Annotated in this window: 31 protein-coding genes and 2 tRNA genes; all 33 read right to left on the minus strand. The window is 54.2% G+C overall.

Annotated elements, in window-relative coordinates; translation table 11 throughout:
- Positions 1-9: 9 nt before the first annotated feature.
- Positions 10-624 carry a transcriptional repressor LexA gene (gene lexA / locus HMPREF1992_RS08380; protein WP_021685466.1) on the minus strand — a complete coding sequence of 205 codons (615 nt, stop codon included), beginning with the start codon at positions 622-624 and terminating at the stop codon, positions 10-12.
- Positions 625-715: 91 nt separating this feature from the next.
- Positions 716-1,606 carry a prephenate dehydrogenase/arogenate dehydrogenase family protein gene (locus HMPREF1992_RS08385; protein ID WP_021685467.1) on the minus strand — a complete coding sequence of 297 codons (891 nt, stop codon included), beginning with the start codon at positions 1,604-1,606 and terminating at the stop codon, positions 716-718.
- On the minus strand, positions 1,603-2,616 hold the full coding sequence (aroF, locus tag HMPREF1992_RS08390) for a 3-deoxy-7-phosphoheptulonate synthase (protein ID WP_021685468.1): 1,014 nt from the start codon (positions 2,614-2,616) through the stop codon (positions 1,603-1,605). Before aroF ends, HMPREF1992_RS08385 begins: the two co-directional genes overlap by 4 nt.
- 12 nt (positions 2,617-2,628) lie before the next feature.
- Positions 2,629-3,078 (minus strand): N-acetyltransferase, encoded by a 450-nt coding sequence (locus HMPREF1992_RS08395; protein ID WP_021685469.1) that lies wholly within the window; start codon positions 3,076-3,078, stop codon positions 2,629-2,631.
- 25 nt (positions 3,079-3,103) lie between these two features.
- Positions 3,104-3,736, minus strand: a complete 633-nt coding sequence (gene nth / locus HMPREF1992_RS08400) for an endonuclease III (protein ID WP_021685470.1) — start codon at positions 3,734-3,736, stop codon at positions 3,104-3,106.
- Between the two features lies 1 nt (position 3,737).
- Complete coding sequence (locus HMPREF1992_RS08405) at positions 3,738-5,099, minus strand: PFL family protein (protein WP_037359285.1); 1,362 nt, start codon at positions 5,097-5,099, stop codon at positions 3,738-3,740.
- 14 nt (positions 5,100-5,113) lie between these two features.
- Positions 5,114-5,386, minus strand: a complete 273-nt coding sequence (locus tag HMPREF1992_RS08410; RefSeq protein WP_021685472.1) for an ACT domain-containing protein — start codon at positions 5,384-5,386, stop codon at positions 5,114-5,116.
- A gap of 195 nt (positions 5,387-5,581) precedes the next feature.
- Complete coding sequence (locus tag HMPREF1992_RS08415; RefSeq protein WP_021685474.1) at positions 5,582-6,205, minus strand: 4Fe-4S binding protein; 624 nt, start codon at positions 6,203-6,205, stop codon at positions 5,582-5,584.
- Positions 6,202-6,405, minus strand: a complete 204-nt coding sequence (locus HMPREF1992_RS08420; protein ID WP_037359254.1) for a 4Fe-4S binding protein — start codon at positions 6,403-6,405, stop codon at positions 6,202-6,204. Before HMPREF1992_RS08420 ends, HMPREF1992_RS08415 begins: the two co-directional genes overlap by 4 nt.
- On the minus strand, positions 6,371-6,709 hold the full coding sequence (locus HMPREF1992_RS08425) for a helix-turn-helix transcriptional regulator (protein WP_021685476.1): 339 nt from the start codon (positions 6,707-6,709) through the stop codon (positions 6,371-6,373). The genes HMPREF1992_RS08420 and HMPREF1992_RS08425 overlap by 35 nt, the downstream gene beginning before the upstream one ends.
- Before the next feature lies 1 nt (position 6,710).
- Positions 6,711-8,369, minus strand: a complete 1,659-nt coding sequence (locus HMPREF1992_RS08430) for an FAD-dependent oxidoreductase (RefSeq protein ID WP_021685477.1) — start codon at positions 8,367-8,369, stop codon at positions 6,711-6,713.
- A gap of 120 nt (positions 8,370-8,489) precedes the next feature.
- Positions 8,490-9,725 (minus strand): methionine gamma-lyase family protein, encoded by a 1,236-nt coding sequence (locus HMPREF1992_RS08435; protein ID WP_021685478.1) that lies wholly within the window; start codon positions 9,723-9,725, stop codon positions 8,490-8,492.
- A 3-nt stretch (positions 9,726-9,728) separates the two neighbouring features.
- The gene (locus HMPREF1992_RS08440; RefSeq protein ID WP_021685479.1) at positions 9,729-10,418 is read right to left on the minus strand and encodes a hypothetical protein; all 690 of its coding nucleotides are present in this window, start codon (positions 10,416-10,418) and stop codon (positions 9,729-9,731) included.
- Between the two features lie 11 nt (positions 10,419-10,429).
- Positions 10,430-11,005, minus strand: coding sequence for an orotate phosphoribosyltransferase (gene pyrE, locus HMPREF1992_RS08445; protein WP_037359288.1), 576 nt, complete (start codon positions 11,003-11,005; stop codon positions 10,430-10,432).
- Complete coding sequence (pyrF, locus tag HMPREF1992_RS08450) at positions 11,005-11,718, minus strand: orotidine-5'-phosphate decarboxylase (protein ID WP_021685481.1); 714 nt, start codon at positions 11,716-11,718, stop codon at positions 11,005-11,007. Before pyrF ends, pyrE begins: the two co-directional genes overlap by 1 nt.
- Before the next feature lie 4 nt (positions 11,719-11,722).
- The gene (locus HMPREF1992_RS08455) at positions 11,723-12,640 is read right to left on the minus strand and encodes a phenylacetate--CoA ligase family protein (RefSeq protein WP_021685482.1); all 918 of its coding nucleotides are present in this window, start codon (positions 12,638-12,640) and stop codon (positions 11,723-11,725) included.
- Positions 12,637-13,425, minus strand: a complete 789-nt coding sequence (locus HMPREF1992_RS08460; protein WP_021685483.1) for a protein-glutamate O-methyltransferase CheR — start codon at positions 13,423-13,425, stop codon at positions 12,637-12,639. The genes HMPREF1992_RS08455 and HMPREF1992_RS08460 overlap by 4 nt, the downstream gene beginning before the upstream one ends.
- A 37-nt stretch (positions 13,426-13,462) precedes the next feature.
- On the minus strand, positions 13,463-13,909 hold the full coding sequence (locus HMPREF1992_RS08465; protein WP_037359257.1) for an Hsp20 family protein: 447 nt from the start codon (positions 13,907-13,909) through the stop codon (positions 13,463-13,465).
- A 115-nt stretch (positions 13,910-14,024) separates the two neighbouring features.
- Entirely contained in the window at positions 14,025-15,737 is a 1,713-nt protein-coding gene (locus HMPREF1992_RS08470; protein ID WP_021685485.1) for a proline--tRNA ligase, read from the minus strand.
- A complete protein-coding gene (ispG, locus tag HMPREF1992_RS08475) occupies positions 15,734-16,813 on the minus strand; it encodes a flavodoxin-dependent (E)-4-hydroxy-3-methylbut-2-enyl-diphosphate synthase (protein WP_037359259.1) in 1,080 nt (359 codons plus the stop codon). Before ispG ends, HMPREF1992_RS08470 begins: the two co-directional genes overlap by 4 nt.
- 8 nt (positions 16,814-16,821) lie before the next feature.
- Positions 16,822-17,862 (minus strand): RIP metalloprotease RseP, encoded by a 1,041-nt coding sequence (gene rseP / locus HMPREF1992_RS08480; RefSeq protein ID WP_021685487.1) that lies wholly within the window; start codon positions 17,860-17,862, stop codon positions 16,822-16,824.
- Between the two features lie 24 nt (positions 17,863-17,886).
- A complete protein-coding gene (locus HMPREF1992_RS08485) occupies positions 17,887-18,708 on the minus strand; it encodes a phosphatidate cytidylyltransferase (protein ID WP_037359262.1) in 822 nt (273 codons plus the stop codon).
- Positions 18,709-18,721: 13 nt separating this feature from the next.
- Entirely contained in the window at positions 18,722-19,516 is a 795-nt protein-coding gene (locus HMPREF1992_RS08490; RefSeq protein WP_021685489.1) for an isoprenyl transferase, read from the minus strand.
- Between the two features lie 91 nt (positions 19,517-19,607).
- Positions 19,608-19,841 (minus strand): hypothetical protein, encoded by a 234-nt coding sequence (locus HMPREF1992_RS08495; RefSeq protein ID WP_021685490.1) that lies wholly within the window; start codon positions 19,839-19,841, stop codon positions 19,608-19,610.
- Positions 19,841-20,398 carry a ribosome recycling factor gene (frr, locus tag HMPREF1992_RS08500; protein WP_021685491.1) on the minus strand — a complete coding sequence of 186 codons (558 nt, stop codon included), beginning with the start codon at positions 20,396-20,398 and terminating at the stop codon, positions 19,841-19,843. The genes HMPREF1992_RS08495 and frr overlap by 1 nt, the downstream gene beginning before the upstream one ends.
- A complete protein-coding gene (gene pyrH, locus HMPREF1992_RS08505; RefSeq protein WP_021685492.1) occupies positions 20,395-21,120 on the minus strand; it encodes a UMP kinase in 726 nt (241 codons plus the stop codon). Before pyrH ends, frr begins: the two co-directional genes overlap by 4 nt.
- 130 nt (positions 21,121-21,250) lie before the next feature.
- Positions 21,251-22,117 (minus strand): translation elongation factor Ts, encoded by an 867-nt coding sequence (gene tsf, locus HMPREF1992_RS08510; protein WP_021685493.1) that lies wholly within the window; start codon positions 22,115-22,117, stop codon positions 21,251-21,253.
- A gap of 68 nt (positions 22,118-22,185) precedes the next feature.
- The gene (rpsB, locus tag HMPREF1992_RS08515; RefSeq protein WP_037359265.1) at positions 22,186-22,890 is read right to left on the minus strand and encodes a 30S ribosomal protein S2; all 705 of its coding nucleotides are present in this window, start codon (positions 22,888-22,890) and stop codon (positions 22,186-22,188) included.
- Positions 22,891-23,132: 242 nt separating this feature from the next.
- Positions 23,133-23,672 carry a cell division protein SepF gene (locus HMPREF1992_RS08520; RefSeq protein ID WP_037359268.1) on the minus strand — a complete coding sequence of 180 codons (540 nt, stop codon included), beginning with the start codon at positions 23,670-23,672 and terminating at the stop codon, positions 23,133-23,135.
- 153 nt (positions 23,673-23,825) lie between these two features.
- Positions 23,826-25,643, minus strand: coding sequence for a translational GTPase TypA (typA, locus tag HMPREF1992_RS08525; protein WP_037359271.1), 1,818 nt, complete (start codon positions 25,641-25,643; stop codon positions 23,826-23,828).
- 152 nt (positions 25,644-25,795) lie between these two features.
- A complete protein-coding gene (locus HMPREF1992_RS08530) occupies positions 25,796-26,353 on the minus strand; it encodes a hypothetical protein (RefSeq protein ID WP_021685497.1) in 558 nt (185 codons plus the stop codon).
- 139 nt (positions 26,354-26,492) lie between these two features.
- Positions 26,493-26,568 (minus strand) — tRNA-Trp (locus tag HMPREF1992_RS08535).
- 1 nt (position 26,569) lies between these two features.
- Positions 26,570-26,645 (minus strand) — tRNA-His (locus tag HMPREF1992_RS08540).
- Positions 26,646-26,731 lie beyond the last annotated feature (86 nt).

Below are 26,731 nucleotides of genomic sequence, written 5' to 3' on the forward strand. Positions count from 1 at the left end.
CGAATCGTCTCAAATATGACGATAAAGTCCAATAACCTTCCCTAGAATCTGTACATCTGTCTCGTAGAAGGGTTCCATCGAATCGTTCTCCGGCTGCAGACGAATGCAATTCTTCTCCCGGAAAAAACGCTTCACCGTCGCCGACTCACCATCCACCAGGGCAACGACGATCTCCCCATTGTTCGCTGTCGGCTGTTGACGGACAAGCACAAAATCACCGTCAAAAATGCCGACGTTGATCATGCTGTCGCCCTGAATACGCAGCATGAAGACATCCTCCGCCGTACCAATCAAACCACGGGGGAAAGAAAATACATCCTCGACGTTCTGCTCTGCTAGAATCGGCTCACCTGCCGTCACCGTGCCGACAAGCGGCACCGGGATCGTGCGCCCCCATGGATTCTCACCCATGATGTCAATGGCGCGCGGCTTTGTCGCATCACGCCGAATTGCCCCGTTTTCCTCAAGCATGGCAAGATAACGGTGCACAGTGGAGCTTGATTTCAGCCCCACTGCCGTTCCAATCTCTCGTACCGATGGCGGATAGCCCTTTTCGACCAAAAAATCTTTGATATACTGCAGGATTTCAGACTGACGCCGCGTGGATATTCTGGTTTTTTTCACGGTAATCCCCCCTGATAGGATCGTACATATATAGTATTTTATACTATATCATATATACGTTCTAAAAAAAAGAGGTTTCGTAAAATTTTACTCAATTTGTATCAAATTTTTGTTCTGCATCATGGAGAATACTGTCACGTCTTGCCTTCGAGGCAGAAAAGTAGTCGTGTACTGCCTGTCGATCGCCCGCCTCTACTGCCGTAATGACCTCTCCAAGAATATTTTGTAACGTGTGAAGCGTATCCGTGATCGGCACTCTGTTTGTCATACAGATATCCGCCCACATATCTGCATTCGACGATGCAATACGTGTCGTGTCTTTAAATCCGCCGCCGATGAGCTTCAGGCAAGAGGCTAGATCATCCCCGCTTCGATTGAGCAGAGTAACAAGCGCTGCCGCCGCAAGATGCGGCACATGGCTGATCACCGCCGCACAACGGTCGTGCTGTGCGAGATCGAGCGTGGTAAAGTTTGCCCCCGTATAACGCAGAACCATCATAAGACGATCCTTGATCTCCTGAGGTACCATCGGGTCATCAATGATAACATATGCCTTGTGCGCAAAAAGGTCCTTTGTTGCGGCCTCCACACCGCTCTTCTCACGCCCCGTCATCGGATGCCCCGGCACATAGTAAATATGCGGAGGCAGTATCTTATGCAGCGCCTCATAGACAGCGCCCTTTGTGCTGCCCGCATCGGTCAGGATCGCTCCATCTTTCAAATGGGGCAGTATTTTCTCCACCATCGGAACAATCTGCAAGACCGGTGGGCTGAGATAGACAATATCAGCGTCTCCGACAACAGTATTCAGATCGGATGAAGCCTCATCCACCGCGCCAAGACTGATCGCCTGCCGCATGGATGCCTCCGTACGACAAAGCCCCGTAATATAGATATCATCCCCGAGTGCATCTTTGAGGCAGAGTCCAAGCGAACCACCGATCAGGCCAACGCCGATGATTGCAAGCTTGGTTTGCGTCATACGCGACGTCCGACAGCGGGTGCAATCTGACGCACCTCATCCATCAGCATCTCGAAGTTGCGCGGAATAAGGCTCTGATCCCCATCCGAAAGAGCAGCCTCCGGATGGCAGTGAACCTCGATAATGAGACCGTCTGCACCGACTGCCACCGAGGCGCGCGCCAGGGGGCGCACCATCTGCCAACGTCCCGTTCCATGACTCGGGTCTGCAATAACGGGATAATGTGTGAGCTCCTTGAGCGCTGCAACGGCATTGAGATCCATGGTATTGCGCGTAAAGGTCTCATAGGTGCGGATGCCCCGTTCACAGAAGATGATATTTCCATTCCCGCCCGATACAATGTATTCGGCAGCATTGAGCCACTCACTGATCGTTGCAGAAAGTCCTCGCTTGAAGAGCACAGGCTTCTTTGCCTTTCCAAGTGCCTTGAGCATTTGGAAGTTCTGCATATTACGTGCCCCGACCTGCAGGAGATCAGCATACTCAGACACAAGATCAATGTCGTCTTTATCCACGATCTCAGTCACAACACGCAATCCCGTCTTATCCCCAACATCGCGAAGAATTTTCAGCCCCTCAAGCCCAAGCCCTTGAAAGTCATAGGGGCTTGTACGCGGCTTGAACGCCCCGCCGCGCAGAAACTGAGCACCGGCAGCCTTCACCTTAACTGCAACATCATAGAGCTGATCATAGCTCTCGACCGAGCAGGGACCAGCCATGATAACAAGCTGTTCGCCGCCGACCGGGAATCCTGCCACATCAACAATGCTGTTCGCCGGATGGAAATCACGACTGACAAGCTTATACTTCTCTGTAATACGAACTGTTTTCTCAACACCATCCATCATATTCATCTCAAGTCCCGCAATGAGCTTCTTATCGCCAATCACACCGATGATAAAGCGATCCTCCCCCTTCGACAGATGCGTACGCAGCCCTGCCTGCTCGATTTTCGCCGTAACCTGATCGATATTTTCCTGCGTAGCTCTTGGATTCATCACAACAATCATAACGCGCCTCCATCATACCTTGATCATAGCAATCTCATCGCAGTTTGGATACTTCGGGCAGTCAATGCACTCTTTCCAAACCTTTTGCGGCAACTCCTCCCTACTAATACGGATAAAGCCCAATTTTCGGAAGAAGTCCGGCTTATACGTGAGCGTGAATACCTTTTCAATCCCAAGGGCATCGCCCTCCGCGAGCAGCCTGCTCACAATCTCGGCTCCAACTCCTTTACGCGTATGATCGGGAGAAATTGCCATCATACGCACCTCAGCAAGACGATCCCACATGATATGCAGAGCACCAACACCGATGACGCCGTCATCTGCCTCTGCTACGACCATATCACGCAAGTTCTCGTAGAGTGTGTTGCGTGAGCGTGGGAGCATCTCACCCTGCGCCGCATAGATATGTACGAGCCCATAGATGGACTCAATATCATCAAACCGCGCCTTTCGGTAGATCAATATCTCACGCTCCTTTCATCATACGTTATGCAGCACTGCTTGGGCAGACAGGACTGAGCGGACAGTCTCCACAGAGGGGCTTGCGTGCCTTACATAGCTGCCGTCCATGCAGAATCAGCCAATGATGCGCGTCACTCCAGTCCTCTTTTGGAATCACTTTCTGCAGGCCCTTCTCCACCTCAAGCGGCGTCTTTCCAACCGCAAGGCGCAGACGATTTGACACGCGGAATACGTGGGTATCGACGGCAATCGCAGGTGCGTGAAAGGCAACACTCATCACGACATTCGCCGTCTTGCGGCCGACACCGGGGAGACGCTGCAGCGCCTCGAAGTCTGCAGGAACCTTCCCTCCATATTCCTGGAGCAGGATGTCACACGTCTCCAAAATATGCTTGGCCTTCATACGAAAGAACCCACAGTCATGAATTGCGGCCTCGAGCTTCGTCTGCCCAAGAGCTGCAATCGCCTCTGGTGTATTCGCATATTGGAAGAGGCGTCCCGTCACAATATTGACGCGTACATCTGTACACTGTGCCGAAAGAATCACCGCGATGAGGAGCTCAAACGGTGTCTTGAACTCTAGGGCAGGCTTCGCATTGGGGTAAAGTTCGCGGAGTATGCGGAGCTGCTCCGCTTTGATGGCTTTCGTTACTCTCATATTAGTTCGTCAACGACCTCGTTGGTGCGGGGATCCGCCCTCCCCGTGCAATAAATGCCGCTGAGCTGAATGCACTGCGCACCGGAACGATCGGCGAGTACCCAAGGAGTCCGCCGAACGATACCCCCTCCCCCACCTTTTTCCCAGGTACGGGGATAATTCGAACTGCCGTCGTCTTGTTGTTCACCATGCCGATTGCCGCCTCATCTGCAATGATCGCGGCGATCGTTGCAGCCGGAGTATCCCCCTCGACGGCGATCATATCAAGACCGACCGAGCAGACGCAGGTCATCGCCTCCAATTTTTCAATCGAGAGGCTGCCGCATTCAACAGCTGCGATCATGCCCTCATCCTCACTGACAGGAATAAACGCGCCCGACAGTCCACCAACATGGGAGCTGGCCATGAGCCCGCCCTTCTTGACTGCGTCGTTGAGGAGTGCTAATGCAGCTGTTGTGCCGGGAGCGCCGCATGCCTCGATCCCCATTTCCTCGAGAATACGCGCAACGCTGTCCCCGACCTCTGATGTCGGTGCAAGAGAGAGGTCGATAATTCCAAACGGTACGCCAAGGCGACGTGATGCCTCTCGTGCAACAAGCTGTCCAACGCGTGTGATCTTAAATGCCGTCCGCTTGATCGTCTCCGCAATCTCTGTGAAGTCTGCCCCCTTCAGCTCCTCAAGGGCATGTTTCACGACACCTGGCCCACTGACCCCCACATTGATAACGCGATCCCCCTCGGCGACTCCGTGAAACGCTCCCGCCATAAAGGGATTATCTCCGGGCGCGTTGCAGAATACAACAATCTTTGCACAGCCGAGAGCCTCTTGCTCACGCGTCAGCTCCGCCGTGCGCTTGATCACATCACCCATCTCACGCACGGCATCCATATTGATGCCCGCCTTCGTTGAGCCGATATTCACCGACGAGCAGACGATATCCGTTGCCGCCATGGCCTGGGGAATCGAGTCGATGAGCACGCGATCGCCATGCGTCATCCCCTTTTCGACGAGTGCGGAAAAGCCTCCGATGAAATTGACGCCGACGGCCTTTGCCGCACGATCAAGCGCTTCTGCAACGGGTACAAACGAATCTGTCCGGCATGCATCCGCCGCAATGGCAATCGGTGTAACGGAAATACGCTTATTGATGATAGGAATGCCGTACTCCGCCTCGATATCCTCGCCCGTGCGTACAAGATATTCTGCCGAGCTCGTGATCTTTTCATACACATTCTGACAAAACTTATCAATGTTCGGATGTGCACAGTCTCGCAGGGAAATCCCCATCGTTATGGTCCGCACATCGAGGCGGTTCTCCGTAATCATCCGATTTGTTTCACGGATGTCCTCAAATGTAATCACTCTTTTGCCCTCGCTCAAATGCTGTGCATGACCTGAAAGATCTCCTGGTGCTGAAGCTTGATTTCAAGCCCGCGCTCCTCCCCCTTTTTCCGCAGAAGTTCCTGCAGATCCTTCAGGCGGATCTCCGCGTCATCCGGCATCTCAGCAATCATGACCATATTGAAAAACCCATCCATGATATTCTGGTTCACATTTAGGATGTTCACGCGCTGCTCGGCAAGAATCCCACTCACCATCGCCACAATACCGACCTGATCCCGCCCGACAATCGTCACAACCAGCTTCATCGTCGTCACTCCTCATCGAAAATATGCACACATCCAACGCAGATTGCGATAGAGATATACAATAAGTTATATCAGAAAATGCCGAAAGCGTCAATCATCATGCCGCTTTCGCCTAATATCACAAACATACATACGTAAAATCCCCATACGTCGGTCAGCATCCGTCGCATGGGGATTATTTTTATGGCGATTGTATCAGTCATTCGGGCACATACGCCGCTCACCGGGGATTACCGCATCCGCAGCCGCTGTTGCTTTTGCACGGCAGATCATCTGCGTCATTGTACCCATGGGACAGATGACACACCAAGCGCGTGGACGATAGCGCAGCATCATCAGAATACCGATGATTGCCGAGGTCAGCATGAGGCTGTAGAAGCCAAAGGCAAACTGTGCTGCCCACGGCGCACCGCCTCCGCTGTACGCCCACCCCCACGGCACATCAAAGAGCCAGAACAGTGTCACAGTCTCTTGCAGAGGAGCGCCTGCCGCCGCATGATAGCTCACAACCATCACATTGGCAAACATGGTCAGAAAAAACGCCAGAAAACCATAGCGGAATCTGCGGGTGCGCAGCCACGCAGGCAGTTCCTTCCGCGCGGAAAGACGCAAACGGCTGCCGAGCAGCTGAAAGAGCTGCCCGCGATCACAGTAGTGATTGCAGTAAGCCTTGTTCCCCGCCAGCAGGGCAAAGCCGAGCGGCGTAAGAAAACAGATCATGCCGAGCCATGCAAACAGAATATTGACAAAGCCCAGAGAGAAATACACGATGGAGAAGATCCAAAAGTATTGATACCATCGCGTCCGCCGCTCCCTCATGTGTGCACCTCCATTCGTATGACCTCCGCCGGACACTCGCGGCTGCACATACCGCAGCCGACACAGTGAGCGGGATCGACCGTCGCATAGAGTCCGCGCAGAATGGTGATCGCACCGCGTGGGCACACATTCTGACACGTTCCGCAGGCAACACAGCTGCCGCGCTCAACAACAGGAAGCAGGCGCTTCTTCGTCCCCATGAGATGTTCCCTCCTTGCCTTCCGCACGGAGAAGCGCACGCAGAATCTGCGCAACGCGCTCATCTTTCAGCCGATAGGTGACCTCAAGTCCACTGCGCTCTCCACGGATCAGTCCCGCCTGCCGCAGCTTGCTCAGATGCTGCGATACGGTGGACTGCGGCGCATCCAGACAATCCTGCATATAGGAAACGTTGCAGCTCCCCTCACGCAGAAGCCGTCGCACAATACAGAGGCGCACGGGATGCGCCAATGCACGCAAAAAATCCGCCGCCTCCTCAAGTAGCTCCCGATCCTCAATCACCATTTCATATCTCCTCTTCGTGCTGCATTCTCAAATAATAGTATCCACCGACCATATTCTTTGCTGTGAATCCGTGTGCGCGCAGAATCTGTTCGGCAAGATAGCCGCGCAGCCCCATCTTGCAGCAAACGATGATTGGAGTCTTCGGATCAAATTCATGCAGGCGTTCACGCAGCTGCGGCAGAGGAATCCGCTGCGCCCCCGCAATCTCACCGGTGTGGTATTCCTCCGGCGGACGCACATCAATGAGCATCGCTCCTGCTGCGACTTCCGCCGCCAGTTCACGCGGGAGAAGAGGGACACTTCTGCCCTGCAGGATATTTTCCGCCGCATAGCCTGCCATATTTACGGGGTCTTTTGCCGCAGAATACGGCGGCGCGTAGGACAGCTCGAACTCCTGCAGATCTGCCACCGTAAGCGACTGCCCGATTGCGGCGGCAATCACGTCGATACGCTTATCCACGCCCTCCGATCCGATTGCCTGTGCCCCCAATATCACGCCGTCCGATGTACGGAACATCAGCTTGAGTGCAATTTCCTGCGCCCCCGGATAATAGGTCACATGATGTCGTGGAAAAATCACCGTAAAGCGATAGTCCTCACCATATTTCAGCCCCGCTGCCTGCAAGGCACGCTCATTCTGTCCCGTCGCCGCAGCGGTACGTCCAAATACCTTCAACGCAGCCGTTCCGATCACGCCGCGATAAGCACGCCCCACTCCCGCCATGCTGTCCGCCGCCAGACGCGCCTGCCGATTTGCGGGTCCGGCCAAGGGAAGTGCCGCTTCCTTTCCCGTCTGCGCGGAACGTGTTAGCACGGCGTCCCCCACCGCATACACATCAGGCACATTTGTCCTCATGTATTCATCAACGAGGATATGCCCACGCGCACCGAGAGCAATATCGCTCCCCTCTAGAAAGGACGTATCGGGGCGCACGCCAATCGCAAGTGCGACAAAATCTCCATGCACCTCACGCCCGCTGCCGAGGCGCACGCAGATTCCACCGTCCGACTGCTCCTCAAATCCCGCAACACCGTCCCCGAGTACCAGTTCCACACCATGTCTGCGCAGTTCATCTTCAAGTAGAGAAATCATGTCTGTATCGAATACGGGGAGAATATGCGGCATTGCCTCGACCAAGGTCACAGAAAGCCCCCGCTCGCAGAAATTCTCCGCCAGCTCCACACCGATAAAGCCCCCGCCAACCACAACGACGCTGCGCCCCGTTTCCATCATCGCGCGGAAGCGATCCGCATCCTGCACGCTGCGCAGCGTCGCAATACGCGGATGTTCAATGCCGGGAATCGGCGGACGTAGCGGCTTCGCTCCCGGTGAAAGCAACAGCGCGTCATAACGCTCCGTGTAGACACTGTCCGCAGAGCGTACCTCCACCGTATGCTGCGCCGTATCCACACGCACAACCTCACTGCATACACGCACATCGACGTTATACATTCCACGAAACTTTGCTGGGGTCTGGAGCAGCAGATCCCCGCGCTCGGCGATGACATCCCCCACATAGTACGGAAGTCCACAGTTTGCAAAGGATATATCCTCTCCACGCTCAAAGAGAACAATCTCCGCGTGTTCATCCAAACGGCGCAGGCGTGCTGCAGCCGTTGCTCCACCTGCCACGCCTCCAACAATGATATATTTGCTCACGATATCATCTCCTTTTCTATATATTTATATATTACGATATAACGTTTTAATTGTCAATAAGAACGGGGCGCGTACACGAAGATTTTTGATCTTCATGCACCTGCCCCGTTTGCCAGCTTTTTATGATAGAATCGCCTCTGCCGCCGCCATTACGCCGAGTGCTGCGTGCTCAAAGGTCAGGCCGCCCTGCAGATAGATGCAGTATGGTTCGCGCATCGGACCGTCCGCGCTCAACTCGATCGACGCCCCCTGTACGAATGTCCCCGCTGCCATGATGATCTGATCAGCATAGCCCGGCATATCCCACGGCTCCGGTGCCGCAAAGGAGTCCACAGGAGACATCGACTGGATCGCGCCGGCGAATGCTTTCATCCGCTCCGCACTCCCAAGAACAATTGCCTGTATAATATCACTGCGTTCATATGTAAATCGCGGGAAGGTGCGACAGCCTAGTCCTTCAAAGATGCCGGCTGCAAAGACTGCTCCCTTGAGTGCCTGCGCCACAACGTGCGGCGCGAGAAACAGCCCCTGAAAGAGAAGTCGGTTCGAAATGAGACTTGCCCCAAGTTCATCCCCCATTCCAGGTGCTGTGAGCCGATACGACGCCATCTCTACGAGCTCACTACGTCCCGCAATATAGCCGCCCGTCGGGGCAAGTCCGCCTCCTGGATTCTTGATGAGCGAGCCGGCCATAATGTCCACATTCGGCAGTTCCGTCGGCTCAACCGTATCGACAAATTCACCGTAGCAGTTGTCCACGAATACAATACAATTTGGATTCGCTGCCTTGATCCGCGCACTGACCGCGCGGATGTCCTCGATGCTGAGCGGCTCTCGCTCACTGTAGCCACGCGAGCGCTGCACAAGCGCGACCTTCGTCTGTGCCGTTACAACGCGCGCAATACCATCCAAATCGACGTGTCCATCCGGCATAGGCAGCTCATCATAGAGTACGCCAAACTCCTTGAGGGAGCCGATACTCTCATGTGCCCAACCAATGACAGTCTGCATCGTATCGTACGGCGCTCCTGTGATCGAGACAAGTTGATCGCCGGGTCTCAGGATGCCGAAGAGCACCGTTGCAAGCGCGTGCGTTCCGGAGACGAAGTGCGTCCGTACGAGCGCCCGCTCCGCACCAAAAACGCGCGCATAGAGTTCATCCAGCTTTTCCCGCCCGAGATCGCTGTACGCATATCCTGCGCTCACGCCAAAGTGTGCATCGGAAACGCGGCACTCCCGCATGGCATCCAGCACCTTGCGGGTATTGAACTCCGCGACTTCATCCATTCGTGCAAACGTATCACGTGCCCGCTCAATAACCTCCGCGCGCAGCGTGCCTAACTCGTCCCTCTGCAAATCCTACTTCCTTTCCAAATCCGACTGTGTGCGCGCCATGCGCAGATAACGCACAAGATGCAGCTTCAGCCGCTGCTCCAGCTCCTCGAGATCTGACGCATCAAACGAATAACTCACATACGGCATACCGTTCACATGATATTCACCAAAGAATTCATTTCGATAGCAGTTATAGTAAATTCCGACGTCATTTTTTCGTGCAAAGTCAACATAATCAATGATGAGAAAGGAACCATTCGTGAGTTCTGCAGGAGCCAGAGGGTGGATAAAGAGCGTATATCCCTCCATCTCCTCCGGCAACGCTTTTCCATATATCCATGCTTCAATGCTCTCGCGCACGGGCAGGAGTTCCTGCGTTGTTAGCGCATTCGCATGAATTTCCTTTATTACGCGCGGCAAATAGCGCATCAGTTCCTGCCCAAACGCATCCAAATCCCCGTGGATAAAGGATGGCAGGGCAAAACTCACCACACCAATCTCGACACGCAGCTTGTAGGAGGTGGTCGATGCGTCATAAAAACCGACAACGGCGCGATGCTCCTGCACATGATCGTAACGAAAGAAATCATACTGCGCCTCGCTTGCCTGCCGCTCCTTCGAAAGAACGAACCCTTCGATTTCGGCGGGGAGTTTGTCCAACACCATCCATTCGGCAAGCGCGGCATCAATTTGCTCCGTAAATTCCTCAGCCATCAAAGTCCCTGCTACTTACCCGTACGTCCGCGCTTCGTCATTGGAACACTCTTGGCACAAAGCGGACAGCTCTCAGGCGCATAGGTCTCTACATCCATTGTGAGGAGTGCCGTTGCAGGAACGTCGCCGAACCGTGCCTTTCCTCCGCTGCGGTCAACAAGCATGGATATCGCAACAGGAACAGCCCCCGCCTCTTTGACTACCTCGATTACTTCCTTGATCGATCCCCCTGTCGTGACAATGTCCTCGACGATGAGCACACGCTCACCGGCACGCAGCGAGAAGCCGCGACGAAACGTCATCTTCCCATCCACACGCTCCGTGAAGATCGCGCGTGTCCCGAGAGCCTTGCCCGTCTCATGTGCAAGCAGGATGCCGCCCGTCACGGGGCCAACCACCGTCTCAATCTCCGCATCCTTGAACTTCTCTGCCATTGCCTCACAAAGTTGCTGTGTATAGGCAGGATGCTGAAGCACATTGAACTTTTCTACATAATGCGGGCTGTGCAGCCCCGAAGTCAGCAAAAAATGTCCATCCATGATCGCCCCTGTCTTTACGAGCAGTGCGCGCACTTCCTCCTGTGTCATCATACAGCCTCCATCTCCTTCAAAACAGCCTCTGCTGCCGCACGCGGATCCTCCGCTGCATAAATCGCACGTCCGACCACAATCTGCGACGCACCAGAGCGAATCGCCCCCGCCGGTGTCATGACGCGCCGCTGATCGTCATGTGAAACACCTGCGGGGCGAATGCCCGGCGTCACGATAAGAAAATCCTCACCACAAGCGCGCCGAATCTCTGCCGTCTCCGCAGGCGAGGCGACCACACCGTCCAGTCCCGCCTCCTGCGCGAGCTTCGCACGTCGCAGAACGGAATCCGCAACAGGCTCTGTGTGCCCAAGGCCTGCCCAATCCTCTGCATCCATGCTTGTGAGCACCGTGACACCAATCAGCTTCGGACAGGGAATATCCGCCTCAGCTGCCGCACTGTGCAGAGCCTCTGCTGCCGCCTTCATCATACGCAGGCCGCCCGCAGTATGGACGTTCAGGATGTCGGGACGCAGCCGCAGCAGTGAGCAAATCCCGTTCCCCACAGTATTTGGAATATCATGGAGCTTGAGGTCGAGAAAGACCTTCTTTCTCTCCCCCTTGAGCCATGTGACAATATCGCCGCCAAGTGCGTAGAAAAGCTCCATGCCCACCTTGTAATAGCCAACACGCTCCCCAAGTTGCGTGACGAGTTTCTCTGCCTCCGCACGTGTCGATACATCCAGTGCAGCAATCAACCGTTCATCCGCCATGTTTTCACTCCTCTATGATGCGCAGCCGCGCATCCCCGCAGCTGCATTGTTCCCGTATGAGGCGCACGGAGAGACCTGTACGATACCGCAGGATAGGCTGCGCCTCCGCCGCAATCGTCGAAAGAACAAGCTGTCCGCATGCATCGCTCTCGCACGAAGATCGCCCCGTTTCATCAACAACCTCTGCAAAGAAGAGCCTATCCTCGAGGTGAATCCCCTCATTCGCCGCGCAGCCGGCTCCGATGAGCGCTCCCATCTGCGCCAGTGTATAGATATGAGTGTGACGCACTCCCGTGCGCTCTGCCAGTTCACACGCAAACACCTGCGGCATAATGTGATTTCCAACGGTAATCAGTCGGTTCATATAACTGTCGCCCATGACCTCCGCAAGTGCAGGCAGATCATGCTCCCAGGCAATGATGGTATCGGGAACTGCTGCACGAAGAAGCTGCGCCGCAGTATCAGCTCCCGTACAGGGCAGCACCGCCGCACCAATCGAATCAAGTGCATACTGCAGGTCGAGCGTACGACTATCCGCAAAATCTCCTGTAAGGAGCACTGTACTCGCGCGGTTCACGCCACAGGAGACTAGCATATCAGCTGCCGTCTGTACCTGTCGTGCAATGTCCCCTTGTGTATAGCAATGAATCCCGTACGTCCCATCATCATCGCACAAAGCACTCATGCGAAGAAGGGACGAGAGCGGCAGCGTGAGCATGAAAAAGGGGGCATCTGCCCCCTCTTTCACCACATCATCCCAAAACGGGAACTTTACCATGTCCGCAAAGCTCTGCACACATGCATGACTGAGGCCCGCACGCGCGAAGGCAGCGCGGTAGAACTCTATCTTCTCCTCCGCCCATTTTAGGGTGCGTCGGAGCAACGCAAGACGCTGCTCCGATGTCAGCATCTCAGAGATCATGATTCGAGAGGGCGCTGATAGAAGAACGGCTGAAAGCTCGTATAACCCATCTTGCGGAAGTTCAGGATGGACTCTGTCGCACCGACAAAGAGAATTCCACCTGGCTTCAGTGCCTCAAAGAAATGACGATAGAGCTGATCCTTCGCCTCATCCGTAAAATAGATGACAACATTGCGGCAGAGGATCAGGTCGAATCCCGTCTCGAACTTATCCTGCAGCAGATTGTGCCGCTTGAACTCGATCATGCTCTTGATCTCAGATTTTACAGCAAAGTGATCGCCGTCCTGATCAAAATACTTGCGGCGACGCTCAGGCGCCATACTCTTGATCTCATCTGCCGTATAGACACCACGCTTCGCCTTCGCGAGAATCTCGACATCGAGATCAGAGGCGAGAATGCGGTGCCTTGTTCCCGGCGTCATCTCTTTCATAATGATCGCAAGCGAATACGGTTCCGCTCCGATGGAGCAGCCTGCACTCCAAATATTGAGCTTCGATGAGCGCTGGAGGAGATCGGGAATAACATCCGTCTCGAGCTTGCTGAACTTCTCCGGCGTGCGGAAAAACTCCGATACGTTGATCGTCAGATATTCGATGAACGCCGCAAAGTCATCCTTATTCTGACAGACATGATCGAAATACTCGACACATCCCTTATATCCTGCCCGCGTGATCAGATTGTTGATCCGCCGTTTCATCTGCGGCTCTTTGTAGAGGTCGAGATCGATCTCCGTCTTCGCCTTGAGCTTCTGCTTAAATTGCTCCCAGTCGCGATCTTCCGCCATACATTACCCTCCCAAACACATTCCCTACAGTACGATCTCACTGAATCGTAAAGACGCGGCAGGATTTCTTTACCTCAAGTTTAGGCAGGGTCACATGAAGGATGCCCGCCTCATACGAGACAGACACCGCCGCCTCATCCACATCATCAATGAGGAAAGAGCGCTCGAATATGCCTGCCTTACGCTCGTGACATAGATATTTCGTCTCAGATTCCTCGGAGTCCACACGCTCCGCCTTAATCTTCAGGCGTCCATCTTCGTTATAAGACACCTCGATGGCCTCCTTCGTGAAGCCGGGAAGCTCCGCGAACAGCTCATAGGAGTTCTCACTGTCGACCACATCAACACGGAACGGAAAGAGCATACCGCCCACCTTGTCGAATGGGTTAAACGAATGCTCCATGACGGTCTCAAGTGCCTTTCCCAGGATCTCCTGCCCCTTCTCAGCATTCTCTCTCAGATTGAACGGCAATGGACGAAACATAATGACCACCTCCAACACTGACTAGATTTCTATCTACGATCTCATTATAGCAATAACATGCCTTCTTTTCAATATGTACAGAAAAGGCGGCGTATCAAACGCCGCCCCCTCCGCTTCAAAGCGTAGCCAGCATATCCTGCACGCCCTTCAAATAGGTATCGCGTGCAAAGTTTACAAGTTCCCCTGTTTTGCGCACCTTCACCTCGATGCTCCCGCTCTCGATGGTCTTGGGTCCGATCGCAATGCGCACGGGATAGCCGATCAGATCGCAGTCGTTGAATTTCACGCCCGCGCGCTCACGACGGTCATCAAGCAGCACATCCAGGCCTGCCGCACGAAGTTCCTCGTAGACCTCCTCGGCGTACGCGAGCTGCTCATCCACCTTCGCGTTGACGACGACAACGACGACCTCGTAAGGAGCAATCGCACGCGGCCAGATGATGCCGCTCTCGTCATGGTTTTGTTCTATCGCCGCCGCCATCGTACGGCCGACGCCGATGCCGTAGCACCCCATCTGCATGGGCTGCGACTTGCCCGTCTCATCGAGGAAGGTCGCCCCCATCGCCTCACTGTACTTCGTGCCGAGGGCAAAAATCTGTCCCGCCTCAATGCCGCGCCCGATGTGGAGATGCCCGCTCTCACAGACGGGGCAATCATCCCCCTCTTCGACGAGGCGGATATCCGCCACTGTCACCGCACCAAAGTCACGCTTCGGATTGACATTCGTATAGTGAAAATCCGCTTCGTTCGCACCGGAAACAGCGTTGTGCATCCGCATTGCCGTCTCATCGACGACGATATGCGTACCCTTCTTGATGCCAATCGGACTCATAAAACCGGGGCAGGCGCCCACCGCACGGATTGCCTCTTCGTCCGCCATGCGCAGCTCGCGTGCGCCCGGTACGGCGTTTGCGAGCTTGATCTCATTGACCTCGTGATCGCCGCGCAGGAACGCGAGAATGAGTACATCGTCCTCCGTCTGATAGGCGACCGCCTTGATCGTCTTTTCCACAGGGAGCTTGAGATATTCTGCAAGGAGAGCAATCGTACTCGTGTGCGGAGTTGCCACCTTCTCGAGCGGCAGCTCCGCCTCGTCTGGCGCATCAATCGGACGCAATGCCGCCTTTTCATCACTCGCTGCATAGCTGCATGCGTCACAGCAGGCAATGCGCGACTCGCCCTCGGGTGCGAGGACAGTGAACTCCTCAGAGTGTCCGCCGCCGATCGCGCCGCTGTCCGCCTCCACTGCGCGGAAGTCCAGTCCGCAACGCGTGAAGATATTCGTATACGCCACCGACATCTTGCGGTAGGACTCGTTCATCCCCTCGACATCCTTATCGAAAGAATAAAGATCTTTCATGATAAACTCGCGGCTGCGCATGACGCCGAAGCGCGGACGGCGCTCATCGCGAAACTTGTCCTGAATCTGATAGAGCAGGACGGGCAGCTGCTTGTAGGAACGCAGCTCATCGCGCACGAGTGCCGTAATCATCTCCTCATGCGTCGGTCCCATGCAGAATTCGCGGTCATGGCGATCCTTGACACGGATCATCTCCGCACCGTACGCACCCCAGCGGCCGCTTTCCTCCCAGAGTTCGGACGGCTGGAGGATCGGCATCATGATCTCCTGTCCGCCTGCCGCGTCCATCTCCTCACGGATGATCTGCTCGATCTTGCGGATCGTGCGCCACGCGAGCGGCAAATAGGTATACATCCCCCCTGCAGACTTGCGTATGAGCCCCGCACGATACATGAGCTGATGGCTTGCAATCTCCGCCTCCGCGGGTGTGTTCCTAAGTGTGGGCGCATACAGATTCGTAGCTCTCATGACGATTTGCGTTCCTCCAATATTGCATCAATTTCCCGAAACAGTTCGGGAAGCAGTTCTTCTTCCTTCACCTTACGGATGACCTCGCCCTTGCGGAAGATCAGTCCCTCACCGTTGCCGCCCGCAATGCCGACATCCGCCCCGCGTGCTTCTCCGGGACCGTTGACGACACAGCCCATCACAGCAACCTCGATTGGGTCCTTCATGCCGCGCAGGCGCTCCTCGACCTTCTCCGCGATCTCCACGAGATTGATGCTCGTACGCCCGCAGGTTGGACAGGCGACAAGCGTCGGACCGTACTCCTTCAGCCCGAGTGCCTTGAGAATCTCGTTCGCCGTACGCACCTCGACCACAGGATCACCCGTCAGCGAGATGCGGATCGTGTCGCCGATGCCCTCGGCGAGGAGTGCTCCAACGCCGACCGAGGACTTGATGATCCCCGTGCCTGCCGTTCCCGCCTCTGTGATGCCGAGGTGGAGCGGATAGTCGACGCGCTCGCTCATAAGGCGGTACGCTGCGAGCGTCAGCGGTACATCGTGCGCCTTGAGCGAGATCTTCATATCGTAGAAGTCCAGCTCCTCAAGGACACGTACATGCTCCATCGCAGACTCCACAAGTGCCTCTGCCGTAATGCCGCCGTACTTCGTGAGAATCTTGTGATCGAGCGACCCGGCATTGACGCCGATACGGATGGGAATACCTCCCTCACGTGCTGCCGCAACGACCTTCTTGACGCGCTCCGTCCCGCCGATATTGCCAGGGTTGATCCGCAGTGCTGCAACCCCCTGCGCCATCGCCTCAAGCGCGAGCTTGTAGTCAAAGTGAATATCGGCAACAAGCGGCGTCTTTACCTGCCGCACAATATTGCCGAGATTCTTCGCTGCCTCCATATCCGGCACGGCGACGCGCACGATGTCACAGCCTGCCGCCGCAAGCTCACGAATCTGCTGAACAGTCGCCTCCGTATCCGTTGTCTTTGTATTGCACATCGATTGAACGGAGATAGGGGCATCTCCCCCAATGGAAATATTTCCTATATGGATTTGCCGCGTCCTGCGGCGTTCATAGCTTGCCATAGAGAAGGTCATCCTCCTGCAAAGATACGGACAATGTCGTTCTTCATCGCGAGCAGCATGAGCAGTACAATCAACCCCACGCCCGCATTCTGAATGTAATGCATCACCTTGGGGCTGAGTGGTTTGCCGCGCACCGCCTCGACACAAAGAGTCAGGAAATGACCGCCGTCGAGTGCCGGAACCGGAAGAAGATTGATGATCGCAAGGTTGAGGCTGAGGAGTGCCGCAAAATTCAGGAGCGGCACAATGCCCATCTCGGCGACCTCCCCTGCCATCTGCGCTACACCAATGGGACCCGCAAGCTCCGATCCTGACAGTTCAAGGATAATACGATAGAGTGCATCCAACATCATCAGTACAATCGCTGCCGTCCGTTCAAAGGCCATTGAGATCGACTGGAAGAACCCGGGATACGTGCTCTCATAGGCATTCACAATGCCGATCACACCACGGTCATGTGCCGCATCGTAATGCGGCGTCACACTGACCGTCAGCTCTTTCCCTGCACGCTCCACCTGCATGGTCATCGGGACAGTTCCGTGATTCGCACGGATGGTGTCCACCATCTCCTGCCATGTCTCAATGGGCTTCCCGTCAATCGCAACAATACGATCATTTACCTGAAGTCCTGCCTGTGCCGCAGGGTTATCGGCAAGTACCGTACCGAGCACAGGAGCAGGGTTCGGTGTCTGCACCCCCGCAAAGAAAAAAATGCCGAAGAAGAGAACAACTGGCAGGATAAAGTTCATCGCTGAACCTGCAAGAATGACAATCATACGCGAAAGGATCGGTTTGCGACAATAACCGCGCTCCCCTGCATCGTTGTCATCCGCATTCATCCCTGCGATATCGTTAAAGCCGCCGAGCGGGACAATACGAATCGTGTAGACGGTCTCTCCCCAACGAAAGCTTACAAGACGCGGACCAAATCCAATGGCAAACTCATCCACACGCATCCCTGTCAGTTTCGCAGTAATGAAGTGCCCAAGCTCATGGACAAAGACGAGAAGTCCAAAAACAAATACGGTCGCAAGAATTTTTTCTAACATTCAAGCTCCTTTATGATTGCAATTTCAGTGTAAAACAAAGTAAATCGTATAGTAGTAAACAAGCGGGGCTGTAAAGAGTACGCTGTCAAAACGATCCCAAATGCCGCCGTGTCCAGGAATGATCGCCCCCGAGTCCTTGATTCCTGCATATCGTTTCATCAGAGACTCTACAAGATCGCCGAGCGTCCCGAGTATAGCAATTACTGCACCAAGCCCCGCCATATGTGTGAGCGGCATCTGAAGTAGATAGCCGAGTCCCGCAACCGCTGCGACGGTGCCGAGGAGTCCGCCAACAAACCCCTCAATGGTCTTGTTCGGACTGATCGCGGGTGCAAGCTTGTGCGCACCAAATGCCCGTCCCGCAAAATAGGCAAAACTATCACTTGACCACGTACCGATGAACATGACCCAGATCATCGCCGTCCCAAGATCAAATGTCTCGATCGGCGTTACGTACGAAGCTCCTGAAAGCGCACGCAGCATAATGAGATGTGCAAACGGCAGTCCAATGTAGCAGATTCCAGCGACCGACACACACACATCGGGCACGGATACATCTCCACGCATCAGAACTGCAGTGATGAGTGCAAGCACAGCGGATCCCATCAGCGCGAGCAAGATCAACTCCAGTTGCCCCATATACGCACCGTAGAGCATGCCGCCAATACCAAGAAGCCCCGAGAACAGCGCGGGGCTTCCACCGCGATGTGAAAAAGCGCGTGTATACTCAAACCATGCAAGTATAGCAAGTACAGCTGCTGCAATAGAAAATGTCTGTCCGCCCTCCTGAATGACATAGGCAGCAAGAACAATGCCAATAACTCCAGAGATAATGCGCGTAATCAAGGAAGCCTCCCATTTACTTTTCAGGATCCAATCCGCCAAAGCGGCGGCTGCGCCCTGCAAATTCCTCAATGGCGCGTGCCAGTTCCTCCGGCGTGAAATCCGGCCAATGCGTCTCCGTAAAATAGAGTTCCGCATACGCCGACTGCCAGAGGAGGAAATTGCTCAGGCGCAAATCGCCGCTTGTGCGTATAAAGAGATCGACGGGCGGGTCACCAGCCGTATCGAGAACATTTGAAAAAAACGTCTCATCGATCTCCTCCGGCGTGATCTCCCCCGCCGCCACGCGCACAGCGACGGAACGTACAGCGCGCAGAATCTCATCCTGACTGCCGTAGTTCGCCGCCAGATTAAACCGCATCCCTGTGTTAGGCCCCGTACGCTCCTCTGTATCTTCCATCCGACGAAGGAAACGATCCGTAAAGCGATCACGGCGGCCAAGGAAACGCATGCGCACATTCTGTGCATGGATCTCTGCAATCTCCTGCTCCAAAAAGGAATCGAAAAGATTGAGCAGGAAATCAACCTCCCGGTGTGGGCGTTTCCAGTTCTCTGTGGAAAACGCATAGACTGTGAGCACCTCGATGCCCATATTCGATGCGGCCCGCACAATACTCTTAAGCGTGTGTGCCCCCGCCTCATGCCCTGCTGACCGGGATCGCCCCTGTGCCTTTGCCCAACGGCCATTTCCATCCATGACGATTGCAATGTGGCGCGGCATGCTTTCCCGATCGACCGCTAAATGAGGGGAAAGGTTCTCCTCTGTGTCGGCAGTCCCCCTCTTGCCGACGCCAAATATCTTTCTCCACATCTTATTCCGTCGTTCCTCCTCGGCAATTCTGCCTCTTCTGCTTTTTAGCAAAACGCCCTCTTCCGGACGTCCCGGAAGGAGCTCTAGCTTCTCAGAGGAAATTCTCCTCGTAGGCGATAACCGATTTACTGCGTGCTGGGGCAGGCGTCAACGTTGGTACAGCGCCCCCACTATTCTCTCCGACACGGATGACATAGAGCACCATTTCGTCCAGAGGGAAAAAATCACGCTGCGAGCGCGTTTCCGCCGTTTGATACAGCATACCTTCTGATTCAAGTAATGGCTTGATCTCATCCCAAGGACGCGCCAAAAGAAGCTCCCCCATCAGATCTCCATAACCTCTTTTTCCTTTGCTGCACGCATCTCTTCCATCTGCTTGACAAATTTATCCACAAGCTTCTGTACAGAGTCCTGCCCGCGCTTGGATTCGTCTTCGTTGATCTCCTTATCCTTCTCGAGCTTCTTGATCGCCTCGTTCGCATCACGGCGAATGTTGCGCAGAGCGACCTTTGCCTCCTCCGTCTTCTTGCCGACCGTCTTGATGAGCTCCTTGCGGCGCTCCTGCGTCGGCTGCGGAATCGCAAGACGAATCACCGTGCCGTCCGAATTCGGCGAGAGCCCGAGGTCGGACTTCGAGATTGCGATCTCGATCTCGTGCAGGATGGACTTCTCCCATGGTGTAATGACAATCATGTGCGGCTCAGGGACAGTTACCTTCGCAAGCTGATTGACCGAGGTCGGCGTCCCATAGTAGGGAACCATCACCTTATCTAGGAGGTTCGGCGTCGCACGCCCCGCACGCAGAGATGAGAACTCCCGGCGGAGTGCCTCAATCGCTTTGTTCATGTTGGTTTCATGCTTTACGAGAATTTCCTTGATCATACAGTCTCGCCTCCTACCGTCGTTCCAATCGGTTCTCCAAATGATGCACGCGCAATGTTTGCATGATCATCAATATTAAACACCACAATGGGAATCTTGTTCTCCATGCACAGACTCGTCGCGGTGGCATCCATCACCGCAAGGCCTTTTTTAAGAATATCAATGTAGGTCAACGTCTCAAAACGTTTTGCTTCAGGGTTCTTGTTTGGATCAGCATCATAGATTCCGTCCGTCCCCTTCTTTGCCATGAGAATGACATCTGCCTCGATCTCCGCGGCACGAAGTGCTGCTGTCGTATCAGTCGAAAAATATGGATTCCCCGTGCCCGCACCAAAGATCACGACACGCCCCTTCTCCATATGACGGATTGCACGCCGGCGGATATATGGCTCTGCCACCTGGCGCATCTCAACTGCACTCTGAACACGTGTATCAACATCCTGCTTTTCAAGTGCATCCTGGAGGGCGAGCGCGTTCATTACGGTCGCCATCATGCCCATGTAGTCCGCCGTCGTGCGGTCCATGCCCTTCGCACTGCCCGCAAGGCCGCGCCAGATATTACCGCCGCCAACCACGATGGCGACATCAATGCCGTGATCACGCACCTTCTTAATCTGCGTGGCAATCTCCTCAACAACAGCAGGGTTGATACCGAACCCCTGCTCTCCTGCCAGAGCCTCTCCGCTAAGTTTCAAAACGATGCGGCGATATTTCGCTTCCACGATGACTCCCCCTGTCTGTTCTTTGCGTTATTATAGCATATTTTGGGAAAAAAATCCCTGTTCATCTGCAAAAAAGGGCCTTGTACGAAGCAAAAACAGCTTCGCACAACAGCCCCTTCTCTTTAACGTCTTACTGGATCTGTGCAGCAACCTCCGCCGCAAAATCCTCCTGTTTCTTCTCGATGCCCTCGCCGAGCTGGAAGCGCGTGAACGCCTTCACCTCGACGCCGCCGAGTACCGCCGAAACCTTCTGTTCGGGGTCCTTCACAAACTTTTGCTCGAGCAGACAGACCTCTTCGTAGAACTTATTGATGCGCCCTTCGACCATCTTCTCAATGATCTTCTCCGGTTTGCCTTCTTCAAGTGCCTGCTTGCGAAGGACTTCCTTCTCATGCTCGATATCATCCGCCGTCACGCCGGAACGGTCGATCGCAATCGGTGCTGCCGCTGCAATCTGCATCGCAATATCCTTGCCGAGCTGCTCATCGCCGCCAGAGAGTTCAACCAGGATGCCGATCTTGCCGCCCATGTGGATGTACGTCGCAACGCGGCCCGCACTCTCATAGCGAGCAAAGCGGCGAAGCGAGATCTTCTCACCAATCGTCGCCGTCGCCTCGGTGATGAGCGATGCAACATCCTTTCCATCGAGCTGGCTCGCATTCAGTGCATCAAGATCCGCAGGATTCGTCTCTGCGATATGCTTTGCAACCTTCGCACTCAGCTCACGGAACTGCTCGTTGCCCGCAGCAAAGTCTGTCTCACAGTTGATCTCGACAATCGCACCAATCTTTGCATCTGCTGTAAGGTACGCCGTTACAGCACCCTCGGCAGCAACGCGACCGGCCTTCTTCTCCGCCTTCGCAATGCCCTTCTCGCGCAAATAATCAATTGCCTTCTGCATATCGCCGTCCGTCTCTGCGAGCGCCTTCTTGCAGTCCATCATACCAGCGCCCGTACGCTCACGCAGTTCCTTTACCATTGCAGCAGTGATTGCCATTATATTTCCTCCCAAACATTACATAAAAAAGGGCAAGGGATAACACTCCCTTACCCCTGTTGGTTTCTTTACTCAGCCGTCTCCGGTGCACCGCCCTGGTTTCCCTCAAGCACGGCATCCGCCATGCAGCCCGTGAGGAGCTTTACCGCACGAATTGCGTCATCGTTGCCCGGGATCACATAGTCGATCTCATCCGGGTCGCAGTTCGTGTCAACGATTGCCACAATCGGAATGTTCAGCTTACGTGCCTCAGCGACGGCAATACGCTCCTTGCGCGGGTCGACCACGAAGAGTGCACCCGGCAGACGATTCATATCCTTGATGCCGCCCAAATAACGCTCGAGCTTCTCCTTCTCGTGACGCAGCCCCTGAACTTCTTTCTTCGTCAGCACTTCAAACGTGCCGTTCTCCTCCATCTCCTCAAGCATTTTGAGACGATGTATACGGCGCTGAATTGTCTGGAAGTTTGTCATCATGCCGCCAAGCCAACGCTCGTTGACATAGAACATATTTGCGCGCAGAGCCTCCTCGCGGATCGCTTCCTGCGCCTGCTTCTTCGTGCCAATAAAGAGCACGGACTTGCCTTCCTGTGCCACGCTGCGGAGGAAGTTATAAGCCTCATCCACCTTGCGCACCGTCTTCTGCAGATCGATGATGTAGATACCGTTGCGCTCCGTAAAGATATAGCGCGCCATCTTCGGGTTCCAGCGGCGTGTCTGATGTCCGAAGTGGACACCTGCCTCCAGAAGCTGCTTCATAGAAATTACTGCCATGAAAAATACCTCCTGTTGTTCTTCCGCGCCCCTCATGTGTCACACCACCGCGCGGAGCGCGGCACAGAGCGACTATCGGGAACGCGTGATTTTTAAGGAATCGCTGAATTTATCAGTGCTTCCTAAACACTGCGGGATATTATAGCATAAGAAAGTCCGCAAGACAACGGCTCAACGAAAATTTTTTCACAAAAAATGGAGAGCACACGGCTCCCCATCGATCAAGTTCTATTATTATGGAATCAATGCGGCAGTGCAGGTGACTCCGTCACATCCACACCCTTCGGGGCATAGAGGATGATCGTACTCGATATGACGCGCGCCGTCCCATGGAGGACATAACATGCACCATTCAGGAAGTCACACACGCGACGACGATCGGCATCGTTCAGACAATCAAAGTTGACCGTAACAGCAATTCCCTGCTTAAGCTGGGTCACCGCTGCTCCCACGTCATCATAGCGGCGCGGACGATGAATGCGAACCTTGAGCTCTGCAACCTTCGTCGTATGTACTGTCAGGGGCGTCCCCCCCTCTCCAGTAGCAGTTGTACGGGCAGCGGATGAAGCACTGCCATATGTTGGCATCGAAAAAGACACCGTACCGCCATTGGCAACACGGCGCTCCATGACAGCAGAGCGTTGTGTCTTCGCTGCAGTCTGCTGTACTTGTTGTTCACGCTCTTCTTCTACGTATTCCTCGTCATCCGCAATGGGGATAAATGAGTCCACGACGCGTGAAGCCATCCCCTTCACACGTGAAAACAATGAATTTCCACCCATTTACCTCTTCCTTCCTTGATAAGTGTAAGCCGCATAAAAAGAGCGACAATCATTCATTCTACTGACGGAGTCATACTATCACATTTTTTTCAGAAATGCAAGTATATCAAATGCAAACATAATCTTTTCCTAACAAAAAGACTTTATTGGGCTTTATTTGCGCGCATTTTTCGCGGCTCTCCCACGCGCCGTACGATCGAGAATCGCCTTCCGCAAACGAATATTCTCCGGCGTAACTTCGACAAGCTCATCATCATTGATGTACTCAAGCGCCTGCTCGAGGCTCAGGATGCGGGGTGGTGTGAGACGAATTGCCTCGTCCGAAGCAGACGTACGCATATTCGTGACATTCTTCTTCTTGCATGGATTGATGTCCATATCAATATCACGTGAATTCTCGCCCACAATCATCCCCTCGTAGACCTGCTGCCCCGGTGAGATAAACATTGTCCCGCGATCCTGCAGAGAGAAAATGCCGTAGCCCGTCGTCTCGCCCTGCTCAAATGCGACCAGAGATCCGTGTGAACGGGCGCTCATATCCCCCTTGTACGGTACATAGCCATGGAAGATGTGGTTCATTATGCCGTTGCCCTTCGTGCTCGTCAGGAGCTCCGAACGGAATCCGATCAGTCCGCGTGCGGGGATAAAGAACTCCATACGGATATAGCCGGACAGCTCTGTCATATTCGACAGCTCCGCCTTGCGTGTGCCGAGTGCCTCCATGACTGCGCCCATGTACTCCTGCGGCACCTCTACGGTCAGATTCTCCATCGGCTCGCATTTCTGCCCATTGATCGTCTTGTAGACGACCTCCGGTTTGCCGACCTGCAGTTCATAGCCCTCGCGGCGCATCTGCTCGATCAGGATGGAGAGATGCAGCTCACCGCGTCCAGATACTTTGAACACGTCTGCCGAATCCGTCTCCTCAACGTGCATCGCAACATTCGTCTCGATCTCCTTAAAGAGACGGTCGCGAATATGACGTGAGGTCACGAACTGTCCCTCACGCCCCGCAAAGGGACTCGTATTGACACCGAACGTCATGGAAAGCGTCGGCTCATCAATGTTGATGGTTGGCAGAGCCTCCGGATTCTCCGCATCCGCCACCGTATAGCCAATGCTCACATCGCCGAGGCCCGTGAGTGCAACGATCTCCCCCATCCCCGCCTCGTTCACATCGACGCGTTTCAGTCCCTGATAGACATAGACCTTACCGACCTTTGCCTTCGTCTCATGATCGCCGCTGATGATGACAACGTTCTGATTTGGACGGACCGAGCCACGGATAATACGACCAATAGCAACGCGCCCCACGTAGTCATCTGCCTCCAGCGTCGTCACCATCATCTGCAGAGGACCATCTGAGTCGCCCTGCGGTGCCGGAATCTCCCTTACAATCGTCTGCATCAAGGGTTCCAAGTTGTCGCTGACATCCTCCATTTTGAACTTCGCAATGCCGTCGCGCGCTGTCGCATAGATCACGGGGAAATCGAGCTGATCGTCATCTGCGTCCAGTTCCATAAAGAGCTCAAGAACCTCATCATAGACATCGTCCACACGCTGATCGGGGCGGTCAATCTTATTGATCACCACAATCGGTTTAAGCTTCTGCTCGAGCGCCTTGCGCAGCACATACTTCGTCTGCGGCATCGGCCCCTCAAATGCATCTACAAGGAGGAGAACACCATCCACCATGTTGAGGACGCGCTCCACCTCGCCGCCAAAGTCCGCATGTCCCGGCGTATCCACAATATTGATCTTAATATCATCATATAGAATCGCCGTATTCTTCGAAAGAATTGTGATTCCACGCTCGCGCTCAATATCGCCCGAGTCCATCACTCGTTCGCTCACCTGCTCGTTCGAGCGGAACACGTGACTCTGACGCAGCATTGCATCGACAAGCGTCGTCTTACCGTGATCGACGTGTGCGATAATTGCAATATTGCGCAGCTTTTCATTCGTCGTCATATCGTAAATGTGCCTCCCCAGTGTGTCCATTCATAAAGATAGCTTGTCTATCTTATTATAGCAGAGCCGCTTTGTCAACATATTTATGAGCTACTGCTAGTATTGAGGCAAAGAAAAAGCTCTCACATGTGTGAGAGCTTCACGTTACAGGATTACTTTCCCTTGTTCTGGGCTTCCACCGAGCGCTGCCAGTTCTTGTAGAATTGCTCAGAGAGCGCCGAGAACGTCGCAACCGTATTCCCATCCGACTTGTTCGCACGCACCTCGTACGTGTAAAGAAGTTCATTGGACCCAGAACGATAGACATCAAAGAAGAACGTCGTGCGGCTGTTATTCGCAACCGTCAGGATGATATATGCATCCGCATAGGACGCAACATGCTCCTTAAAGATCTTCGCTGCCTCACGGCGCGGAAGCGCCTTGAGATCAATATTGTTATCCTTTTGTATACCGCTTGCTACCGTATCATAGCTGACAATATTTGCACGCGTGATCCGACTCGCATCCGAAACAACCTGTGTCAGAATCTCAAGTGAGGGTGCTGTATCCTCCACCTGCATATAGAGAGGAGCACCTATCGCAAGACGATTGACATTCGTAATGACAGCCCCCTCCGGCAGCGTCACCTTATCGGAATAGGCGGACGCCCCAGCCTGCACACCAAACAGTGTGAGACACAGAACAAGCGCCATCTGGACGAATCTCTTCATAGATATATCTCCTCCTTAAATTCACGGCAAATGTACTCATTCTGCCTTTTTGTCATTCTACACTATAATGAAATATTTGACAAGAAAAAGTACATGAGAGCACAAAAAAACCGTATCATTTCGATACGGCAAAACACAATGGCAGGGGCAGTAAGACTTGAACTCACAACCTACGGTTTTGGAGACCGTTGCTCTACCAGTTGAGCTATACCCCTATGGGGCGACTTATGGGGATCGAACCCATGTATGCTGGAGCCACAATCCAGTGTGTTAACCACTTCACCAAAGCCGCCATAATAAAATTTTATAAAAGGAACTCGCAAACCTCATGATCTACGAGTTCCCTTTGCGGCAACTACCTACTCTCCCACGTCGTCT

The sequence above is a fragment of the Selenomonas sp. oral taxon 892 str. F0426 genome (assembly GCF_000468035.1).
Lineage (GTDB): Bacteria > Bacillota > Negativicutes > Selenomonadales > Selenomonadaceae > Centipeda.

Coding starts and splice junctions, on each gene's coding strand:
- HMPREF1992_RS08385 (WP_021685467.1), bottom strand. CDS start 1,606: ATGACGCAAACCAAGCTTGCAATCATCGGCGTTGGCCTGATCGGTGGT.
- aroF (WP_021685468.1), bottom strand. CDS start 2,616: ATGATTGTTGTGATGAATCCAAGAGCTACGCAGGAAAATATCGATCAG.
- nth (WP_021685470.1), bottom strand. CDS start 3,736: ATGAGAGTAACGAAAGCCATCAAAGCGGAGCAGCTCCGCATACTCCGC.
- HMPREF1992_RS08410 (WP_021685472.1), bottom strand. CDS start 5,386: ATGAAGCTGGTTGTGACGATTGTCGGGCGGGATCAGGTCGGTATTGTG.
- HMPREF1992_RS08415 (WP_021685474.1), bottom strand. CDS start 6,205: ATGAGGGAGCGGCGGACGCGATGGTATCAATACTTTTGGATCTTCTCC.
- HMPREF1992_RS08420 (WP_037359254.1), bottom strand. CDS start 6,405: ATGGGGACGAAGAAGCGCCTGCTTCCTGTTGTTGAGCGCGGCAGCTGT.
- HMPREF1992_RS08425 (WP_021685476.1), bottom strand. CDS start 6,709: ATGGTGATTGAGGATCGGGAGCTACTTGAGGAGGCGGCGGATTTTTTG.
- HMPREF1992_RS08440 (WP_021685479.1), bottom strand. CDS start 10,418: ATGGCTGAGGAATTTACGGAGCAAATTGATGCCGCGCTTGCCGAATGG.
- pyrE (WP_037359288.1), bottom strand. CDS start 11,005: ATGACACAGGAGGAAGTGCGCGCACTGCTCGTAAAGACAGGGGCGATC.
- pyrF (WP_021685481.1), bottom strand. CDS start 11,718: ATGGCGGATGAACGGTTGATTGCTGCACTGGATGTATCGACACGTGCG.
- HMPREF1992_RS08455 (WP_021685482.1), bottom strand. CDS start 12,640: ATGATCTCTGAGATGCTGACATCGGAGCAGCGTCTTGCGTTGCTCCGA.
- HMPREF1992_RS08460 (WP_021685483.1), bottom strand. CDS start 13,425: ATGGCGGAAGATCGCGACTGGGAGCAATTTAAGCAGAAGCTCAAGGCG.
- HMPREF1992_RS08465 (WP_037359257.1), bottom strand. CDS start 13,909: ATGTTTCGTCCATTGCCGTTCAATCTGAGAGAGAATGCTGAGAAGGGG.
- HMPREF1992_RS08470 (WP_021685485.1), bottom strand. CDS start 15,737: ATGAGAGCTACGAATCTGTATGCGCCCACACTTAGGAACACACCCGCG.
- ispG (WP_037359259.1), bottom strand. CDS start 16,813: ATGGCAAGCTATGAACGCCGCAGGACGCGGCAAATCCATATAGGAAAT.
- rseP (WP_021685487.1), bottom strand. CDS start 17,862: ATGTTAGAAAAAATTCTTGCGACCGTATTTGTTTTTGGACTTCTCGTC.
- HMPREF1992_RS08490 (WP_021685489.1), bottom strand. CDS start 19,516: ATGTGGAGAAAGATATTTGGCGTCGGCAAGAGGGGGACTGCCGACACA.
- HMPREF1992_RS08495 (WP_021685490.1), bottom strand. CDS start 19,841: ATGGGGGAGCTTCTTTTGGCGCGTCCTTGGGATGAGATCAAGCCATTA.
- frr (WP_021685491.1), bottom strand. CDS start 20,398: ATGATCAAGGAAATTCTCGTAAAGCATGAAACCAACATGAACAAAGCG.
- tsf (WP_021685493.1), bottom strand. CDS start 22,117: ATGGCAATCACTGCTGCAATGGTAAAGGAACTGCGTGAGCGTACGGGC.
- rpsB (WP_037359265.1), bottom strand. CDS start 22,890: ATGGCAGTAATTTCTATGAAGCAGCTTCTGGAGGCAGGTGTCCACTTC.
- HMPREF1992_RS08520 (WP_037359268.1), bottom strand. CDS start 23,672: ATGGGTGGAAATTCATTGTTTTCACGTGTGAAGGGGATGGCTTCACGC.
- typA (WP_037359271.1), bottom strand. CDS start 25,643: ATGACGACGAATGAAAAGCTGCGCAATATTGCAATTATCGCACACGTC.
- HMPREF1992_RS08530 (WP_021685497.1), bottom strand. CDS start 26,353: ATGAAGAGATTCGTCCAGATGGCGCTTGTTCTGTGTCTCACACTGTTT.